The organism is Grimontia celer (assembly GCF_900055185.1).
GTDB classification, from domain to species: Bacteria; Pseudomonadota; Gammaproteobacteria; order Enterobacterales; family Vibrionaceae; genus Enterovibrio; species Enterovibrio celer.
The window spans coordinates 791,544-811,098 of record NZ_FIZX01000002.1 but is presented as its reverse complement, the minus strand read 5'-3'; the positions used below and the strand labels follow the sequence as shown (position 1 = coordinate 811,098).

At 48.9% G+C, this 19,555-nt stretch carries 10 protein-coding genes; 3 read left to right on the top strand and 7 right to left on the bottom strand.

What is annotated here, in order from left to right:
- Positions 1 to 9: 9 nt before the first annotated feature.
- The 5 genes from GCE9029_RS13800 to GCE9029_RS13780 all read right to left on the bottom strand — a co-directional run bounded on the left by GCE9029_RS13800 (position 10) and on the right by GCE9029_RS13780 (position 6,614).
- Positions 10 to 1,977 carry a phage tail sheath family protein gene (locus tag GCE9029_RS13800; RefSeq protein ID WP_062663863.1) on the bottom strand — a complete coding sequence of 656 codons (1,968 nt, stop codon included), beginning with the start codon at positions 1,975 to 1,977 and terminating at the stop codon, positions 10 to 12.
- Positions 1,978 to 2,449: 472 nt separating this feature from the next.
- Complete coding sequence (locus GCE9029_RS13795) at positions 2,450 to 2,941, bottom strand: cyclin-dependent kinase inhibitor 3 family protein (protein ID WP_062663861.1); 492 nt, start codon at positions 2,939 to 2,941, stop codon at positions 2,450 to 2,452.
- An 84-nt stretch (positions 2,942 to 3,025) separates the two neighbouring features.
- On the bottom strand, positions 3,026 to 3,613 hold the full coding sequence (locus tag GCE9029_RS13790) for a PqiC family protein (protein ID WP_062663859.1): 588 nt from the start codon (positions 3,611 to 3,613) through the stop codon (positions 3,026 to 3,028).
- Positions 3,613 to 5,283: an intermembrane transport protein PqiB gene (gene pqiB, locus GCE9029_RS13785; RefSeq protein ID WP_062663857.1), complete on the bottom strand. Its 1,671-nt coding sequence runs from the start codon at positions 5,281 to 5,283 to the stop codon at positions 3,613 to 3,615. Before pqiB ends, GCE9029_RS13790 begins: the two co-directional genes overlap by 1 nt.
- Before the next feature lie 26 nt (positions 5,284 to 5,309).
- Positions 5,310 to 6,614 (bottom strand): paraquat-inducible protein A, encoded by a 1,305-nt coding sequence (locus GCE9029_RS13780; RefSeq protein ID WP_062663854.1) that lies wholly within the window; start codon positions 6,612 to 6,614, stop codon positions 5,310 to 5,312.
- 519 nt (positions 6,615 to 7,133) lie between these two features.
- On the opposite strand from GCE9029_RS13780, the gene GCE9029_RS13775 reads away from it, so the two are divergent.
- The 3 genes from GCE9029_RS13775 to GCE9029_RS13765 all read left to right on the top strand — a co-directional run bounded on the left by GCE9029_RS13775 (position 7,134) and on the right by GCE9029_RS13765 (position 14,610).
- Entirely contained in the window at positions 7,134 to 8,660 is a 1,527-nt protein-coding gene (locus GCE9029_RS13775; protein ID WP_062663852.1) for a DEAD/DEAH box helicase, read from the top strand.
- A gap of 458 nt (positions 8,661 to 9,118) precedes the next feature.
- A complete protein-coding gene (locus tag GCE9029_RS13770; protein WP_062663848.1) occupies positions 9,119 to 9,787 on the top strand; it encodes an oligogalacturonate-specific porin KdgM family protein in 669 nt (222 codons plus the stop codon).
- A 284-nt stretch (positions 9,788 to 10,071) separates the two neighbouring features.
- Positions 10,072 to 14,610 (top strand): SslE/AcfD family lipoprotein zinc metalloprotease, encoded by a 4,539-nt coding sequence (locus GCE9029_RS13765; protein WP_062663846.1) that lies wholly within the window; start codon positions 10,072 to 10,074, stop codon positions 14,608 to 14,610.
- A gap of 39 nt (positions 14,611 to 14,649) precedes the next feature.
- On the opposite strand, the gene GCE9029_RS13760 is transcribed toward GCE9029_RS13765, so the two are convergent.
- The gene (locus GCE9029_RS13760) at positions 14,650 to 15,921 is read right to left on the bottom strand and encodes a type VI secretion system ImpA family N-terminal domain-containing protein (RefSeq protein ID WP_062663844.1); all 1,272 of its coding nucleotides are present in this window, start codon (positions 15,919 to 15,921) and stop codon (positions 14,650 to 14,652) included.
- Between the two features lie 87 nt (positions 15,922 to 16,008).
- Positions 16,009 to 19,554: a type VI secretion system membrane subunit TssM gene (gene tssM, locus GCE9029_RS13755; RefSeq protein ID WP_062663842.1), complete on the bottom strand. Its 3,546-nt coding sequence runs from the start codon at positions 19,552 to 19,554 to the stop codon at positions 16,009 to 16,011.
- Position 19,555: the final 1 nt, after the last annotated feature.

The following is a 19,555-nucleotide window of genomic DNA, read 5'->3' as shown; positions in this document are numbered from 1 at the left end:
CGGGAGAGTTTAGCTTCCACTGTTGTTCATCAGTTGCAGACTGACGACGACAAATTCCGCAGGCTTGAGGGGCGCAAAGCCCACCAGTACATTGACGATACCGGCGTCGATATCGGCTTGTGTGGTCGTTTCGGCATCACACTTCACCAGATAAGCCTGTTCCGGCGCACTGCCCTGAAACGCCCCCTGACGGAATAGCCCCTGCATAAAGCTGGTAACGGCAATGCGAATTTCCGACCACAAAGGTTCGTCATTCGGCATAAACAGCGACCATTGCAGACCGCGGAAAAGGGATTCTTCGATGAAAAGCGCAGTACGGCGAACAGGAACATACGTCCACTCTGAGGCCAGCTCGTTGGCACCTCGCAGAGTTCGAGCACCCCAGACGATATTGCCGCTAATGCCGCCATTTCGCAGACAATTCAAACCGATGGGATTGAGCTGTCCGATCTCATTGTTGGTGAGGTTATGATTGAAGCTAATCACATTGCGAAGGCTGGCAGTAATGCCCGCTGCTGCCGTCCAAATCCCAGCTTCTGAATCACGGCGGGCATATACACCGGCGACAGTACCACTTGGGGCTATGGTCCGTAAGCGATTGTCGTTATTGGGGTCAGGCACCTGAACACGAGGATAGTAAGCGGCTGTGTTACGGTGACGCAGACCTGCTCCTGCCACCTCATCCAGCCACTCAATGGCTTCTTCAGCGCTGTTCACATTCTCTGGCGGATCAATCAGCATGAATGCACGTTGCTCTTCACAGTAAGCAATCGCTGGGCTAATCACGCTCGACATGTCCGCGACATTACCGCTGTTCAGATCTGACGCTTCCGGTATCAGCAGCAGATTGAAAATATCAACATCTTCCAACGCGTATATACCGGTTCTGGCATTGCGGTTACCACGGAATTGCGCTGCTTGCTGCGCGTTGGAAAGCAGAGAAAGGTCTTCTGCTGCGCCCGCAGTCGCCGCGCTTTGGAATCCCGCAGGTGCCGCTGTGTTCATCGCGTACTGCTGGACATTTGCCCTTGCACCTGCGCCTACCAAACCCATCACGGTACCGAAGTCACCGGCCGATTCGGCAATCGAGATAACCTGCCCGGCCCGATATTGAGTGCTGTTTCTGCCGCTGAAAATCGCCAATCTGTCGCCCCGAACCACCACCAGGCATTGCGCCCAAAGTGGGTCGGCAGGTCGCGTATCACGAATGGCGTTTTGCAGCATCAGCGCCGCGCCTGCTGCTGTGGTCGGTGGTGTGGTGGCATCAACATCTACGTTGTGGACACCGTTCCCGAGATCAATTTGCAGCGTATTGTTGGCAGCCACTCCGGCATATTGAAGTGGGTCCTGCACATCTGAATAGAAACCGCTTGGCGCGGGCATGTCTGTCCCGACAAAATTAGGGATTTGAACCAGCACAGAGTCATCATTCACCACGTTTTGCACGAAGCGTGTGTGGGTCGAGACCATCGAGACATTGCGATAAGTTTCATTGCGAACGGGCACTTCAAGGCCATCGACATGTCTGATCTCGGTAACGGATAGATTGAAAAGTGAAGTCGGATCAGACGTCAGGTAGTCGATATCGATGCGGATGTGATTGTTCCAGCCACCGGGGTCAGTCACCGATTGTCCCTGGAACTGGCGTCCGGCGTTAAACACCAATGTCGTACCACCATTCCAGCTTTGAACGGATGCACTGCCGTTTGTCCCACCTCCGATACGTACCGCGATAGATTCGCCGCCGCCATTTGTAAAAAATTGCGACACTGAATAGCTAACTTCGCTGTCGGTGTGAACGCCCCCTAAATGGGTGTCAAAATCTCCGACATGGAACATACGAACCGGTGTGTTCAAAGGTCCTCGGGAAAAGCGACCGACAAACGCAGCGATAGATGTCGCAGCACCACTTATTGAGCGGCTGCCGCTGGGAATTTCCTGGATGTAAACGCCGGGATATGTCAGTGCAACGGGCATGAGTGACCTCCTCAACCATGACAGAAATCGATTTAACTGGCGTTGGGAGCGGCACAGTGGTCTGACAGATCTCCCGACTAAAAATGACTAAATCATCGTGCGGGAGATATGCCACTACAGACACAGTATCAGTGCTGCAATACACAAAGGATGATGGCTAACTATCAAAGTTTGGCGTGTCGCAAAAGCAAGAGTCGGACAGTCTTAGCAGGCAAGCGCTGAAAAAAGCACGGGTGTTTTAACGTCTAATTTTCAGTGCATTAGAAACAATGTAATCGTTCTTACAACTTGACAGTAATTTTCATTGAAAAATATGTATTTCTTTCTTGAATGGTATGACTTTCCATACATAGACAGAAATTATCTGGATGGGTTGAGAGGTTATAGTGGTGAGTTAACAGACGGAATCAGTCATCAAGATTGATAGCAGAGAAAAGTAAAGGGCGGCTTTATGTGAACCGCCCTTGAGGTATCACTTACTCACAAAAGCGTGGATATAATCGATTTGAGGCTGTTTGGTGAACGCGCCCGGACGAAGCGCCTGAACGTCACGAATAATATCTTCCAGCTCCCAACCGCGCTCTAGCAATAAGTGCGCAGCCAGCAAACCGGTGCGGCCTGAACCACCCATGCAGTGCATGACAACCTTGTCACCGTTTGCGATCGCTTCATGTAATTCAGATTGGCTCGCTTCCCACTTCGCCATGAAGGTAGCGTCTGGGGCTTCATCGTCCTCAATAACGATGTGGAACCACTTCATACCGAGTTCCTGAACCAGTTCACCCAGTTGTTCAACGCCTTTGGATGCCATTTCTTCTTCGTTAATCGCAGTCACAACTGCCGTCGCGCCCTGCGCTTTGAGCTGCTGAAGGCTCTTCAACAGCGAAATCTCTTTGGTTCCCGGGCAAGGGGTCAAAATTAATGCGCCAGACTCTACCGGCAATTCCCAAGTTGGATGTGTCATCCGAATCTCCCTAATTTTATTTTTCGGTGCAGGATCTTGGGGATGAATTATGACAGTGAGATGACAGTCATCCTATGACTTTGATTAGCGAAACGACACTTTATTGAGATCAAAGCCAATGTTCCTAACCATGGAGTCCAGCGCTTTTGACAGTGCATTCACCAAGGACTGATACCCTTCATCTTCCAGAGGTTCTTGCGCATAGAAAGCTCGGGACTCAATCACATCTCCATCGGCTCCCAATAAGACCCAATCACCTGCCACGGTGGCATTGCCCAAATAGTCTCCATCAAAGCGATTGATGTTTACCTGAAGTCTGGGCATTTCCACACTATTCAATGATGCATTCGGGTACATAGGCCAATAATCTGTCTGATACGTTCGCAGTTGGTTGACCAAACGCTCAGTCACTTGCTGCGACAGGCTTTCTCCCCAAAGGTTGTTCTGGGCAATAACAATCTCAGTGTCGGAGGTTTGGTACGCAATCCCCTCGCCCGCCAAATACCCAGCCACTTTCACAGTTTGGATCAACAATATTGGCTGACTTTTCCTCAATGCAGCATCTGAGGATTTTGCTTTTGGAAGCAGATAGGTTTTGGTCGCTAAATCCGGCGTGCTACTGCACCCTGCCAACAAAGCGGCGAAAAGCAATCCAAGCAAAGGCTTCTTCATTAGCGGTCTCCTTTCACTGGAATAGGATCAGAAAGTTGGCTTTCACCGAATATCAGAGAATCTGGCTTCTGGTTAAGCTTTTTCATTAGCGGGCTAAATCCGTCCATCGCGTCATTAAAACCTGTCAGCGCTTCCTGAAGTTTTTGATAAGACTCTGAATCCGGGTTGAAGCCACGTAGGGTTCGCTGAAGTTCTTCCAACGTTTCTCTCAATTCTTGAGGAAGGTTTTGGGCGCCGTCCTGAGCAAGCAAGCCATCTAGACGTTGAATCAATCCATCCAGCTCTTTACCAGCCGAGTTCAGTGTCGCCATCGTTTCCTGCGAAGCGTCCAACGTTTCCTCAAGAGAGGTCAACACACCTTCAACGGGAAGCTTATTAATCTTGTTAAGAATGCTGCCAATCTGACGTTGAAATTGAGCGAAACCACCAGATACGGAAGGGAAAAAGTCATACCCGCGATAGCTTGTTAAAAACTCACTGTTGGCCTCATCAGGGAAAAAGTCGGTGTCGATATAAAGCGCACCTGTTAACAAGTTCCCGGTTTTCAATGTTGCGCGAAGCCCATGCTTAAACTCGGCGGCAAACGCTTCTTTCAACTCAGACGGCGTGATTTCCACGTCCGGTTCAAGAATGCGCTCGATCTCGATGTGAATAAGCACAGGAATTTGCTTGGAAGCAAAGCCCCGCTTTTTATCCGTAAGATGAAGCGGCACCTTTTTCACAGTGCCGATTCGGACACCTCGATACTCCACAGGTGCGCCTGGGTTCAATCCGCGGACGGATTCGCTGAACAGCAACGCGTATTCCAGATAGTTGTCGAACATCTGATTCTGAACCTGTTTTAGATCGTCATAGAGCTTAAACAGCGTCATTTGTTCAGTAATGGGATACCCTTTCGCTTGCCCATCCGGCACACCAAAGCTCACCCCACCACTCACAAGAGATTCAAGCGAAGCAATTTGCACCGCAAAACCTTGGGCATTGAGGCGAATATCTAGCCCGGACGTTAGCCAGAAACGAGTTTCACTCTGAATTAATGCATCGTAAGGCTGGAAAATGAAAAGCTGGTATGTCGCCTTTTCTTTCTCTAAATCAAAACCGACCCGTTCAACGCGACCAACGGTGTAACCTTCGAAAAGCACAGGATCCCCCACCGAGAGCTTCCCGGCTTTTGGTGAAGTCAGCACAAGTCGAAGCCCTTTTGCATCTGGCGGTGCAATGGGAGGCACTTCAAGCACAGTAAATGTATCCTGAGATTCTTTTGACACACCCGGCCGCAGCGAAATATATGCCCCTGAAAGCAAAGTACTGAGTCCCGAAACCCCTTCCTTACCGATACGTGGTTTCACAACCCAAAAGGTCGCATCTTGCCGAAGCATACGATCTGCGGTCTTATCCATCCTTGCTTTAACGACAATGGCGGAATAATCACTATTGAGCTGAACATCTGTCACTACGCCGACTTTGACATCACGGGCACGAATTTCTGTTTTACCCGCTTCTAAGCCATCTGCCGTTTGAACGTGCAAAGTGATTAAGGTGCCTTGATTACTCTCGTATTGGTAAAACATCCAAATACCCACAGCCAGAGACACTATCGGCAGAATCCAAACCGCAGAAAAGGAGCGTCCTTTTTTCACTTTTGCGGTGACTTGTTCTTCATCACTCATACGTTGTTATCTCTTGTTTTTCGTTGTTATACAGCGTCATGTAAGACTGGTGATGTGCTTGCTGCGTCACGATGTTTAAGCGGTCCCCAGAATACACGGGGGTCAAAAATCAATGCGGCACACATGGTGAAAAACACCACCAGCGCAAAATAGAATGCTGCGGGGCCAGGGCTAATGCTCATCAGCCCTTTGAGATTGACCAAGGCGGAAAGAATGGCGACCACAAAGACATCAATCATTGACCATCGACCAATGAGTTCGGTAAAGCGGTAGTATTTGAGCTTTTTAAGTGCGTCACTGTCTTCTGCCACACCGCTATTTGCAGCTCTCAGCAGCCATACCATGATCAGCATTTTGGTCATGGGCACGAATACGCTGGCAATAAAGATGATGGCAGCGATGGGGTAAGACCCCAGGTTCCAAAGCAGGACAACGCCATCCATGATGGTAGAGCGTTCAATGCTCCCAAGGCTGGCGGTGTACATCATCGGATAAAGATTCGCTGGCACGTAGAAAATGACTGCGCTAACCAGAAAAGAGCACGCCCAGCCTACATTCATGGCTGGATTATAGGGATGAAGTCGACTGTCGCAGCGCTGACAATGTTTGTGATGAGGTGCGTTGATTTGTTGGCAGACACGACAACCAATGTGGTTCCCCGAGAGGTGTGTATCACCCGGTTTAACGTCTCCACTGGTATAGGTTGGAAACAGGTTTTCCCACAGCCATTCTTTATCAATCGCCCGGGAGAAAAACACGACCAGCGCACTGTAAGCACAGTAAGCCCAGAAAGCGGTACCCAGCTCAACGTCTGCCAATGAGGCAATCTTCACCAGGCTGACAATCACGCCAACCAGGAAGATATCAACCAGCAGCCAAATCTCTGCGCGAAATACCAAGCGGCTAAGTTGTTTTAACAATGAAGGCGGTGTGTTCACCTCCCTGCCCTTAGAAGATTTGCTCGCAACATGAAAAAGGAACATCACAAGACTGATGTATATAGCAGGCAAAACAATAATAGTGATGAGCAGCATGGCGGCGAGCGCGTTGTTGTCGAAAGTATGAAAAACCTCCAGCGCATCCAACAATGAAATCTTGTTGCTGATCCCACTGGCACTGAATGACATAAAAGGAAAAACACAACTCAGCAGCAGCATGACAAGGCAGGAAGTACCGTATGCCTGTACTTTGGAAGCACTGTTTTCGACCTGTCTCACCAGTGTATGCCCGCATCGAGGGCAACTCGCTTTGCTGCTGCCTTCCATATGAGGAATGGCAGAAACTAATCCACATTCATTGCATGCGATAAGTAAATGGGAAGGTTTCTGCATAGGATAGGCCCGGATGGATATTCAACTGAGTATATCTAGCGCACTGATCGTCAACGTCTTATCCTTGATGCAGTACTACGAATTCCGACTAACCAAGCCCGTAAATCGTCACATACAAATACCCAAGCAACCTGAAGATGCAGGATTCAGCGAGATTGACTGGCGTTGTGATCGCGGCGTTCCTTTGCCGGTGTAGTCATCTCCATCAAAAAGGAACAACAAAGAGCACGGCGTCAGTCAACTCGCCCGAAGGGAGGCCCTCAATGCGCCCACTTCTTCGTTAAATTCCACGGAAATAGAACCACTATTCCTCGCGAAATTTGCCTCGAATTGAACGCATTGATGACCTCTGAATGCGTGCATCTTCAGGTTGTTTGGGTATACCCCAGTCTGGCCATTTTCAGATATTCATTGCCCTATCCAAGGTAAAAGCGCAGAATAGCGCCCCTTTGTCCCGGTCTTCGGCACACTTGCCGACCGAGCCCGTTTTTGGGCACTCACTTACCGAGAAGTTAATTTATGGGTTTTACCGATCTAGGTCTTTCTGCGCCAATCCTTCGTGCTATTCAGGAAAAAGGTTACGACACACCATCTCCTATTCAGGCTCAGGCAATCCCTGCTGTTCTGGAAGGAAAGGACGTCATGGCCGCTGCGCAGACAGGTACAGGTAAAACCGCGGGCTTCGTTCTGCCGATCCTTGAGCGTTTGAGCGAAGGTTCGCGTACGCGTCCGAATCACATTCGTGCACTGATCCTGACCCCAACCCGCGAGTTGGCGGCACAGATACACGAAAATGCAGTGGTTTATAGCCGCCACCTTCGCCTGCGCTCCAGCGTAGTTTTCGGCGGCGTGAAGATTAATCCTCAAATGATGAACCTTCGCAAAGGTACGGATATTCTGGTGGCGACTCCTGGTCGTCTGTTGGACCTTTATCAGCAAAACGCGGTGAAATTCTCGCAGCTTGAAGTGCTTGTATTGGATGAAGCAGACCGCATGCTGGATATGGGCTTCTTCCGCGACATCAAAAAGATCCTCGATCTGCTGCCGAAGAACAGACAGAACCTGCTTTTCTCTGCAACTTTCTCTGATGAAATCCGCGACCTGGCGAAAGGCTTGGTTAACAACCCTGTGGAGATTTCTGTAACGCCTGCGAACTCAACAGCTCGCACTGTTGAGCAATGGATCTACCCAGCGGACAAGAAAAAGAAACCAGCCATGCTGGCAAAGCTGATTAAAGATGGCGACTGGAAACAGGTACTGGTATTCACCCGCACCAAGCACGGCGCCAATAAGCTTTCCCACTTCCTGAACGATGAAGGCATCACTGCTGCGCCTATTCACGGAAACAAGAGCCAAAGCGCCCGTACTAAAGCGCTGGCTGACTTTAAATCCGGTGACGTTCGCGTGTTGGTTGCTACTGACATTGCAGCCCGTGGTATCGACATTCCACAGCTGCCACAAGTCGTAAACTTTGAAATTCCACACGTAGCGGAAGATTATGTTCACCGCATCGGTCGTACTGGTCGCGCTGGTGAACCCGGCAAAGCAGTTTCACTGGTGTGTGCGGACGAAGCGGATGATCTGTTTGGCATCGAGCGTTTGATTCAACAGCTGTTACGCCGCGAAGAATTGGAAGGTTTCAAACCAACCAGCGCACTGCCAGATAAGGCGCTGGATACTCGCCCTATCAAACCAAAGAAACCGAAAAAACCTAAAAAAACAAAAGCGCAAAACGGAGAGGCAAAAGCAGCACCTAAATCAGGTGCGACAAAAGCCAACAACGGTCAGCCAAACAACGACAAAGCGCCACAGAAGAAAAAGCCGTATAAAGGTAAGCCTCGTAATGGCGGACAGCAGGGCCAAAAGCCAGCGGGTAACAATACTGGCAATCGCACGAACAACGGTGAAGGTAAACCGCGCCGCGCTGGCAATGGCAATGCAAGCCAACCAAACTCAAATAAGGCTAAGCCGAATAATCGCAAATCCAACAATTCACGTCGCAAGCCAAGCAGCGACGGTGTGAAAGTCAGTTGGAACAACTACTAATTCCATCTAAAAAAGCCAGACAGAAGTCTGGCTTTTTTGTGCCTAATGAACAAGGCAAAGTGAAATTCCGCGCTCTATACCCCAACATATTTATGCCACCCCCTCCATTGATTGAAATCAAAATATTGACCGACTATAAGGTGAAGCCAATCACACATTTATAGTAACTATGGTTACCGAAAATCCGTTCAGGAAGCGTTAAGTTTCATCAATTAATTTGGTCACGAAACAAAATATTCACTCGCAATATTCTGATTCACCTTTTGATGCTTTAGCTGTCTTGTTATTTCCTATGGAAAGAAAAACGCAGGGAGTTACAGCCCTAAACATTTATTCAGGGCTGTTAAAAATAAGCGTGATGGTTGTTTGATTGTTCCAGTAACCATTTCTTCGCAATAACGCGTGAGGCATCGTTCAACACTTTTGGGGAATAGTTATTCCCTTCCAGGAGATAATTTATGAAACGTGTAGTGATTGCTTCTGCCGCACTTCTTATGGCTCAAGGCGCGATGGCCTCATCTTATGTCACAGGTAATATCCAATTCCACAGTGATGGTGAATTCCATGGTTCTAGCGCTACCTCAACACTTGAGACTGGCCATACTTTTGACAACTCTCTAGGTGGGCTGACTGTTTATACCGAGTTTGACGGCATTCAGATCGGCGAAATTTATAATGCTGATTCGGCTTACATCACAGTGGGTGGTGAACAAGCTTTCAACATTAACGAGAATCTTTGGGTCGCTGCGGGTTACCAGCATCTGCTACATGAAGGTGACACCCTTCAATACCGCCCTTTGGTAAAAATTGGCTACAACTTCGATAACGGTGTACAAATCAGTAACCGCACCCGTGCCCACATCCACGAAGAAAGCGGTAATGACACCGACTGGCGTTTTGACACCCGCGTTGCCTACGCAGTGAACAGCGATGTCGCACTGAGCTACAACAACGTTTACATGTATGCTGGTGACAAAGATGCCAAAGGTCTTAAGAAAGACAATTCAATGGACCACGAGCTTCGTGCAACCTGGACCCGTGACGGCGTGCAACCATACTTTGAGTACCGTAACCAAGGCGACAACAGCAACGATGCTTTCGTATTTGGTGCTTCACTGAGTTTCTAAAATCAAACCAAAGGTTTTATAAGGGGCCAAAAGCCCCTTTTTCTTTTCTCTTTTATTATTTTCATCTTTATACCAACACCCAACAAAAGCTCTTACTTCGCAACCAATGAATATTAAATAGCTATAAAAGTAAGCAGTCAGTCATTCTTGCTGTGCATTCCTTCAGATTTAGTCAATTAGTTCTCGTCTCGTTCTTATTTTTGCAGTAAAACGTGCCGCTTTTTTAATTACATAAGACCTAAAAAAGCTTAACGACCGCCGCTCTGCGGCTAAAGAGAACAAGAATGCATAAAAAGAAACTCCTCTCTGTGTTGATCGTTGCTGCGCTTGCGGGTTGTAACAACGACACCCAATTTATTCAGCCTGATATAGAAACGGAAAACCCATCTCCCGCACTGCCTGGTGAGGGGCCTGATGGTTTGCCGGAAATTGGCGTTCCAGACCCAATGATTGCCGGTGAGTTTTCACTAGACGGAAACCGCGTATTTGGTGATTCAGTGACCTGTAACGGCGCGCCCGCAGATCAGTTTGAGTTCCTACAAAATGACGTGATCACCTGTGATTATGAAGGCACAGTGCTGGCAACGTTCGACAATGTATTTCACGATATCCCAACACGTTCATCCACTGCCGCGCCCTCACGTCATAGACTAAGCCTTGCTGATGCCATTGAATTTGAAAGCCAACCGGAAAAAGCGCGCAATGCCATTGCTCTTCTGAATACCGTTGCCCCCTCGCACAGTAACCAAATCGATATTTCACTGACCACCACTCAAGATAAGCTGGCGTTCTCTGCCATCTATGAGAATGATCTGACTTTGGCTGCTGAAGAGTTTGACCAACTTATCGCTGAGAAGCCTGCTGAAGAAAACCTTGTCGATAAACTGCCATCAACCCATATTCCAGACGTGGACCCCGAAGTATCGCCTGGCACATCGACCGACCTGAACGCTGATTTTGTTTCTGCCAATGCGGAAGAGGCTTATCAGTACAAGCCTGCTGAAGTCATCCTTTCTAAAGCTGTCATTAGGGATTCAGCTGGTTTACCTGTTCAGGGGCTTTCTTATTTCAGCCGATCTTCACGCGGAAAAACCAATGAACTTGGCGAATTTGAATTCGTTTGGGGAGATGCTATCTCCTTTGGTATCGACACCTTTGAGCTGGGGGGATTCCGTGGCAACAAAACCGAGTTTTTACTGACCGATCTTGGTGTTGAACAACGCGGGCGAAATGCCGAATCACTGGTTCAGCGCTACGCACAAAAGCAGTCTGAGACATTAGTGTTGACCGATAGCGTCACTGGTATTTTTGCTCAATATCCCAACGTTATTAACGAGGCGATATCACTTTCATTGAGTGACATTGATACTGAGCTTTCCATCGGTGACGGGACATCAAAAGTTGTTCCTGCAGAGTTCGAAAAACAGTTTGAAACTGGTATTGCCGCTCAAATCGATCAGGCGATCTGTGGAGCCTCCTGTAACACTCCCACATACCGCTTTAAATCAATGCAACCAGTGCGTGTTGCCACTGACGATTTAGCCAACATCGAAGCAGACATCAACAAACTTTGGGGTATAGAAGCGGGTTGGGACAAGGTAGAAAAATTCCACGTGTTCGCTGATGCCACATGGTTCTATGGCAGTGTAGGAACAGCTCGAGGTCAAGCTGCCGTTAACATCAGTAATACGGCCTTCCCAGTGATGATGGCGCGTAACGACAATAACTACTGGATCTCCTTTGGTGACAAGAAAGCGTATGACGAGCGCGGCCTTGCTTACATCACCGAAAAGCCGTCTAAGGTGACACCTGACTTGGCGGGTAAAAATACCGCTACCTATGGCCTACCTTTCGTCAGTATTGGCGAACTGGGTAAAGGTAAAATCATGGTGATGGGTAATGCCCGATACAACTCGATTTTGGTTTGCCCAACCAACTATTCTTGGAATGGCGGCACAGAATGCACCAACGAGAAAGATGGCGACGACATGAAGCATTTCTTCAATAACGTCATTCGCTACCTCACCAATCGTCAGGCTGGCGAGCGCATTCAGGTAGGTACCAATATTCCTCATGTATATTTCACGCGGGGCGGCATCACTCTTGGCCACCAAGTTGAGTATCAAATTGCTGAAGAATTTAACGCGGAAACGGTTCAACTCACTAGCTTTGAAAACCTAAACCCTGCCGACATGCCGCTGCTGATACTGAACGGCTTTGATTACAACGGTAGAACGGGAGATGTTTACCTTCCGCCACATACCGCCAATACGGCCAGTCCGAAACTGTCGCAAGAAGACGTAAACGCGTTGATTGAGTATGCAAACAAAGGCGGCGGCATTCTGGTAATGGAAACCGTCAGAGCGACCAATGATGCAGGTGAATTGGGTCGACTTCTGGATGCAGCCGGTATTGCGTTTGGCATGGGTGAATCTGTTGTACCAAACGGCAATGGTCCAAATGATGGTTATGCCGATCGTGTTCGCTCAAATCGCGAGTATGGTCTTTACATCATCGAGCGTTATGCCGCTGTTGCAGGTGGAGAAGGTGATCAACCAAAGCTTCCCTATGATTTCGACGAAGAGGGCAATGTCATTTGGGACCATATTCTGGAAAACAAGCCGGATGATAAGCCAGAACTGGAAACCGCTTACTACATGGATAAAGATGCCGAAGGTAAGGATGTCGTCATTAAAGCCTTTATCCGTGAGGAAGACCATTTTGTTCGCGATGACAACGGAAAAATTGATGTATCCAACGGTGAGCCAGTTGTCGATACAAAGTCACTCCGCAAGGCTATCGATGATTTACTGGATAAGTTTGCCGTTAATGGTGTTCGCACCTATCAGGAATGTGTACTGCCAAGCTACCACTATGAAATCAACTGCCTTGAGTATCGCCCGGGTAATGGCATCCCACTGACCGGAGGCATGGCACGCCCTATCTACACCAAGCTGGATTTGGGCGCAGAAGAAGCGAAAGCCATGATTAAAGCAGCTGATCTGGGCACCAACATTGAACGCCTGTATCAGCATGAACGCTACTTCCGAACTGGCGGCAAACAGGGTGAACGCCTGAGCAGCGTCGATCTGAACCGTATCTACAGCAATATGTCAGTGTGGCTTTGGAATGATCTCGACTATCGCTATCAATCAGGTATCGATGACGAGTTAGGCTTCGAACGTTTCACCCAGTTCTTGAACTGTTACACCGAAAACCAAGGTGCAACAGGCACGCAATGTCCGGAAGATCTTGGTAAGCAGTTAATCGACATGGGAATGGTTTACGGTTCTGATGCTAACCAATACAGCGGCATGATGAATCCAAGTTACCCGCTGAACTACATGGAAAAGCCCCTGACACGCCTGATGCTGGGTCGCTCATTCTGGGACTATGCCGTAAAAGTGGATATCCGCCAGTTCCCCGGGGAGCCTGATGGTTGGACAGCCGGAAGAGCTTTAACGCTAGATATGAGCAATAAGGTTGTCGCCTACTATGCGGGTAACCGTCAAGCAACAGGCCATTGGGCAGTCGCTCATGAGCCATTCACCGTCAGCGTGTCTGGCAACACAACTCCCGTGACGGTCACAGTCGGCCTCCACGATGACCTGACAGGTCGCGAAAAACACGAGTTGGCACTGAAGCGCCCACCGCGCATGCAAAAGAGCTTTACCGTTAATTCGGTCGGTACCTTTACTGTTCCTTATGGCGGCTTGATCTATGTCTCTGGCGGTAATAGCGAAAGCGTTGATATCAAGTTCGACGGCACCGTTGCCGCGCCTTTGTATGACGCAGCTAAAGGTGGTTGGGTCAATGAACAAAATTCCCCAGCACCAATTGGTGATGTGGTATCAAACAGCTTTGTCTACACTGCACCGAAAGCGAATCTGAATGCAGCCAATATTGAAGGCGGCATTTCACAATTCGTGGCAGACTTAGACACATTTGCCCAAGATCTGAATGACTTCTATGCCCGTGATGAAGGCTTGACTGGAACCAATAACAAAGCCGTCACCCATACTGAACGCAGTAACAACCGACATGCCTTTGTTAATGACGTTTCCATCAGCATAGGTGCCGCCCACTCCGGCTATCCGGTCATGAATAGCAGCTTTAACGCGAGCAGCCAAAACATTCCAACAGATCCATTGGACAACTGGCTGATTTGGCATGAAGTCGGACACAATGCCGCAGAAAAACCGCTAACGGTTGAAGGTGCTACTGAAGTGGCCAACAACGTGCTCGGCCTATACATGCAGCAGAAATACCTTGGGTACATGCCACGTGTGGCTTCCGATATCCGTATCGCACCGGATTTCGTGAAAGCTGAATATGGACATGCCTGGGGAGATGGCGGTGCGGGTGAACGCCTGCTGATGTATGCACAGTTAAAAGAATGGGCAGACACCGAGTTCACTTTGTCGAACTGGTATCAGGAAGGTGAAATTCCAGCCTTCTATTCCGATCGCGAAGATATGAACGGTTTCAATTTCTACAAATTAATGCACCGCTTAAGCCGTAATCCATCGGAAGAAAACCGAATAGACAACGACAAAAACGCCTGTTTTAACTCAGGGCTGGGTAAGAGCGACAACCTGATGCTTTGTGCCTCATACGCAGCACAAACCGATCTGACCGAATTCTTCCAGGCTTGGAATCCGGGTGTCGTTGCGAACATCCTGCCGGGTATTGCCGAACCTCAGTACTCTGGCGGTATTACTGATGCAGGTATTGCTGCGGTTAAAGCACTCAACCTACCAAAACCGACGCGTGACCCGCTGGTAATCAATTCCGTCACTCAGGTGACATCGCCAGCTCAATAACACAATACGTGAAAAATAGAGGGAGCCAGATGGCTCCCTCTATTTTTCCACTTCTGCTTGTCCACTTTCCGGCAAAGTCTTTCTCACCAACATCTTTTTCATCACCAGTGCTTTCATTTGCTTATCAACAATATCCAATTCCTCTTTTGCCTGCTCAATCTCACCATCACTGATCAGTTTTTCAGCAAAAGAAATGCGGGCAACTAGCGGAGACAAACTAATCGCGTAGTTTTCCAATCCTCTGGCGAGGGCTTGAACCTGGTCTGCTCGACCACTTTTGGCATACAAGCTGATGTTCGCAGCTCGGGTTCGGGCGGTTTCGAACCTCTCATTCATTGCATCAAATTCTGCAACCAGTCCAGACTGCCAGTGTTGAAGAGACTTGGCGACCTGTTCCGCTTCCGGCGTATCGGGGAAAAGGTATTGAAGACTGTCGGCGTACTCCATACCCGCTGCATAATTATCGCCAATATTCGATGCTGTGAGTATCGAGACTTTATCTGCATAACTTGGAAGCAACTGTGCCTGATATTCTTTCAAAGCCTGAGAGCCATATTCCGCACGGATTGACTGTGCTTCTTCCAAGGAAATCACCTTGGGTTCAGCACCGGCAATAGTCAGGGTTGAAAGAGGCGTTTCAGCGCTCCCCTGCACTTCCAACAATCCATATAGCAGTGCCGCACCAACGGCCAGACCACCAATAAAAATGAGTGCACTGGCGTTTTGCTTTTTCACTTCTACCTCAACGGGAGGAGGCGCGATTGCAACACCTTTACTTTGGCGCTCTAGGCGATCGATATGCTCGAAGATGGTAAAGCCAAGCACGTCCAAATCGTCGACTTTACCTCCGCCATTCTTGGAAAGGTTTCTGTCTATCGCTTCAAGTGCGCGTTCACAACGGTAGAGATCGCGAAGCTGACCGATACTTGGATGAATCGCGCGAACCTCCTCTCCGATGCGTCCGAGCATCCAGCGATAGAGCTCCGCACGTTTAGCATGAGGCATGCTCTCATCGTCAGGTGCACGCAACACCGCCACCTGAAGTTCTAAACCGTTGGCAAAGCCAGAGAGGCCCTGCGTTTTCATCGAGGCGACGGTGAAATAGATGGCAACGAGAAGATCTGCCCCTTCTTCTGTCGCCACTTTTTCACAAAGCTCACGAACATTGGTCCAGTCCGTCGAGCCAGCAAGCGGGTTAAAGCGTCGGTTTATCTCGCTGCGTATTTTCTGGTAGTCAGAAGAGTCCCGCAGTTTTGCGCTATTTTCTGCCAGTTTTACGCCATCGATGTCCGTCAACATCCACTGCGACACTGTGTTTGTCCTTGTTTTTATATTCAAGCCACCTAATGTCGATTGATATAGGTTCAGTTGACCTTTGGTGGCTTGATTTTATTGTCGTTAATATAGGGTCCGCGACAGGTTGAATCCTCTGAATATCGACGCAGTAAACGGATTGCTGTCTGCTTCAGAGTGCAGACGGTACATCACGTTTCCACCGTCAATGTTAAAGCGATAATCAACGCTGGTTGAGCTTGACCCCACAACCTCGGCCTGTTCCAGCAAGCGGAAAAACGCCCAAGGTCCTCGAATACTGATCCCTCTTGGCGAAGCGTTTGCTGCCACAGGAACCAGAGTGATTTTGCTGACCGCAGCTTCACGAAGTGTATTTGGCCAGACCAACCCTACGTTTTTGCGTGGTCCGTGACTGTATTCAACATACTGACCATCAATGTTGATGACAGAACGTCTTTTATTCGCGCTCAGCTCAATCGGCTCAAGCGTGAACTCTACATCCAGCACGCCCTTGCGATTAAAGAACGCACCTTGAATCGCTCGTGCACGGTCAATTTGATTCAACACATCCTGGCGGATAAGGGTTTTGTCCCCTTGTTCTGAAGTAAACTCGCCTGTGTCCTCAAGGAACATTCGCAGGTTGCTTTCGTAGAAGTTATTCAGGATGCCATTGGGTGCAAAGAAAGCTTCGAAGTCTTCCAGCGCCACATCTTTAGAAGAACGCACGTTAAACGGGTAACGCGAGGCGAGTTTGCTTTGGAACGGATTGAAAACATCTGCCGCCCAACGAACTTCCAAATAGCGAATCGCTTCCTGGCGAATCACATACCAACTCTCATCTGCCAGTTTTTTCAGCATGATGTCGTAAGGCTGTGGCATGCCAGATGCGATGCGTTGAAGCACATAAATAGGGTCAGAGTTATTCAGTGAGAGGCGCGCTTTAGTCGCGTCCAAAGCGGCTTTACCGACATCCGGAGCATCGTTGATTGACTTCATGTACGCTGTCAGTTGGGTGACCGCATCCATCACTTCATCAAGGTAAATCGGTTTGCCCGGTTCGGTTTCCGAAAGCCCATTCAGTGAAGAGAATTGGTTATCAACCATCGCTGCGACACGATAGCGTGGAGACTTAATCAACTCTTCTTTTGCCGCGTCGCCTTCAGGCAAGGCCGGGAACAAGTCTGTGTTATCCGTGACTTCTTCAAGCAAGCGATGCAGAGGTTGGTTGTTACCTGTAACACTTTCCAGCACAAGTACCGCGTTGTAGATATCCGGGAAGGACTTCACATCGATATCGTTGGTCGCACGACGCCAGGTATCAGAGTAATCCGCCACATACAGGCTGCGGATCTTATCTCTCAATACGCGCTTATCTTCATCAGAGAAATCTATCGATTCAACCTGCCCCAGCACCCAACTATCTACCAGCGCCAGTTCAGAGACAGAATCTGATTCAGGAATGAAGTAGGTTTCGAAACCTTTCTTGGTCAGGATACGCGGGATATCAAGGTTGTTCGCTTCCGAAACACGCTCGGTAAAGACCACATCAAACACTGGACCGATAGAGGTCGCCAAATTGATTGGAGAGCCTAAAATCGCCGTCGATGCTTGCTTGAGATTACGGTAAACACGTTGTTCGATTGGCATACGGCTCAGTTCGCGCTGAGCGTTGTAAATAAGTCCATCGTATGGCGCCAGTACTCGCTCTGCATCTTCCTGTCCATCAACACGATCACCCACCAGATCAGTATGCTCCATCGCATAATCCAAGTGCTGCATCAGGCGTTCTTGTGTTTCACGGTCGCCTTCGTACTGTTCTTGCCACTTGCTGGCAAAATAATTCTGCACCATGTTCTGATAACGGCCATCATCGTCCGTCATCATGCGGAAAACACGCAACGAACCCAGTTTGTTCTCGTCATCGTCTGCACCAACAACATCGGCAGCTGCGACTTTCATCAAAGCTGGCAAGTAACGATTTTCAAGCAGGCTGAGATACGTGCTTTCGACTTGTGGCCCAATGACATGGCCTTGGTACAAACCTAAATCTGAAATGAATTTCGGTTTTTCACGGAAAAAACCAAACTCCAGTGTGGCCTGACGAATCGTATCCAACGGCGCGAGGATATCGACGCCATTATCGATAATCGCCTCAGACGCATAGTTGTTCTCGTATTCGTTAACCTTGGCTAATACTGCATCCGCCTGTTTAACGTTTTTCAGGTAGTACTTGTGCCAGGAGCCGATCAGTAGAAGTGACGCGATACCACAGGCAACGGCCGACAACATAATCACGCGGCGCTTGGTTTTCGCGACACGGAAGTTATCCGACGCCAAGCCTGCTTCCGGGTAAATCACGTTATTGAATAGATTCTGAGTAAAGTAAGTGGTGGAGTTTGCAGCGTTTTGTGCCGTATTCACCGCATGAGAAATACCGTAGCGGCGAGAGGCAGAATCGATAAACGCATTGGTTGGCACCCCTTGCTGATACACGGAGGTGAAATACACGCCACGCACCAATGCCGAAGTAGAGAACTGGTCACTACCAAATGCATCTTGCAGGAACTGCTTTAACACATCATGCAGACCTGCCATCTGGCGGCTAAAGCTGTACATAGCAGTGCGATCTTCACCATCGAAACACTGCATCAGGGCTGTCGGCAGCATTTTGTTAACGCGTTCGACAAATTGCCCAAAGTCTTTATCAAATTCATTCAGCCAGCTATCGAGGTCGTCAACGGAATCCAACGTGAAAGTGAAGCCCATGACTTCTTCACGCTCCGCTTTGGAGTAGTTACGAAAAAAAGGTTCAAAGCCGTGAAGCAGGTCGAGCTTAGTCAGCGATACATAAACAGGCAGACGGGTAGAAAGGGTTTCCATCAGCTCACGCAGGCGAGCACGGATCAGATTTGCATGTGCTCTGCGCTCAGTCGTCGTTGCAGTAGCAAGTTTAGCCACATCCAGCGCAATCACTACACCATTTAACGGGCGGCGGCTTCGCGTTTTTTCAAGCCATCTAACGAAGTGGATCCAGAGGCGGCGCTCCATCTCCCCTTCACCATCGCTACTGGTTGCACGTTGCGTTAGCAGCTCACCATCGGGGTCGATAAGTACTGAGTCATCACCAATCCACCAGTCGAAGGAAAACGGATTTTCACTTTTCTTGCCCGATGCACGCATGACAGATGAGAAAACAAAGTTCTGGCCTGAACGGTTAATGAGGCTTGTTTTACCTGCATTCTCTGGCCCCAAGACCAAATACCAAGGTAAGGCATACAGGTAGTTTCGCTTGTTCAGGCTCTTTTGTAGTGCAGTCATCACCTGATTGAGTTCGGCTTCCTGGCGCTCTTCATAGCGTTGGATAGGGTCTTCCTGAAGCTGACGTTCACGCGCCTGATCTGCATGGTAGCCTTTGAGTTTTCGCCATTGCAGAAAGCCCCAAGCCGCCAACCAGAAAAGGGAGAAAATCACACTGGTGATAAGGCGCGCTGTGATAGGCTCCAGCGGGTGGCTCTCGTCAATTTTAAGCCACGGACCCGCCCACCATATCGCGACATTGATCAAGACGAAAATAGCCACCAGCAATATAGGTAACGCCGATTTCATGGCGGGTAGCATTTTCAGAAGAAGCGATTTTAACTTGCTGAACATT

Excerpts from the sequence above, each read along its gene's own strand:
- GCE9029_RS13800 (WP_062663863.1), bottom strand. The coding sequence starts at position 1,977 with ATGCCCGTTGCACTGACATATCCCGGCGTTTACATCCAGGAAATTCCC.
- GCE9029_RS13795 (WP_062663861.1), bottom strand. The coding sequence starts at position 2,941 with ATGACACATCCAACTTGGGAATTGCCGGTAGAGTCTGGCGCATTAATT.
- GCE9029_RS13790 (WP_062663859.1), bottom strand. The coding sequence starts at position 3,613 with ATGAAGAAGCCTTTGCTTGGATTGCTTTTCGCCGCTTTGTTGGCAGGG.
- pqiB (WP_062663857.1), bottom strand. The coding sequence starts at position 5,283 with ATGAGTGATGAAGAACAAGTCACCGCAAAAGTGAAAAAAGGACGCTCC.
- GCE9029_RS13780 (WP_062663854.1), bottom strand. The coding sequence starts at position 6,614 with ATGCAGAAACCTTCCCATTTACTTATCGCATGCAATGAATGTGGATTA.
- GCE9029_RS13775 (WP_062663852.1), top strand. The coding sequence starts at position 7,134 with ATGGGTTTTACCGATCTAGGTCTTTCTGCGCCAATCCTTCGTGCTATT.
- GCE9029_RS13770 (WP_062663848.1), top strand. The coding sequence starts at position 9,119 with ATGAAACGTGTAGTGATTGCTTCTGCCGCACTTCTTATGGCTCAAGGC.
- GCE9029_RS13765 (WP_062663846.1), top strand. The coding sequence starts at position 10,072 with ATGCATAAAAAGAAACTCCTCTCTGTGTTGATCGTTGCTGCGCTTGCG.
- tssM (WP_062663842.1), bottom strand. The coding sequence starts at position 19,554 with ATGTTCAGCAAGTTAAAATCGCTTCTTCTGAAAATGCTACCCGCCATG.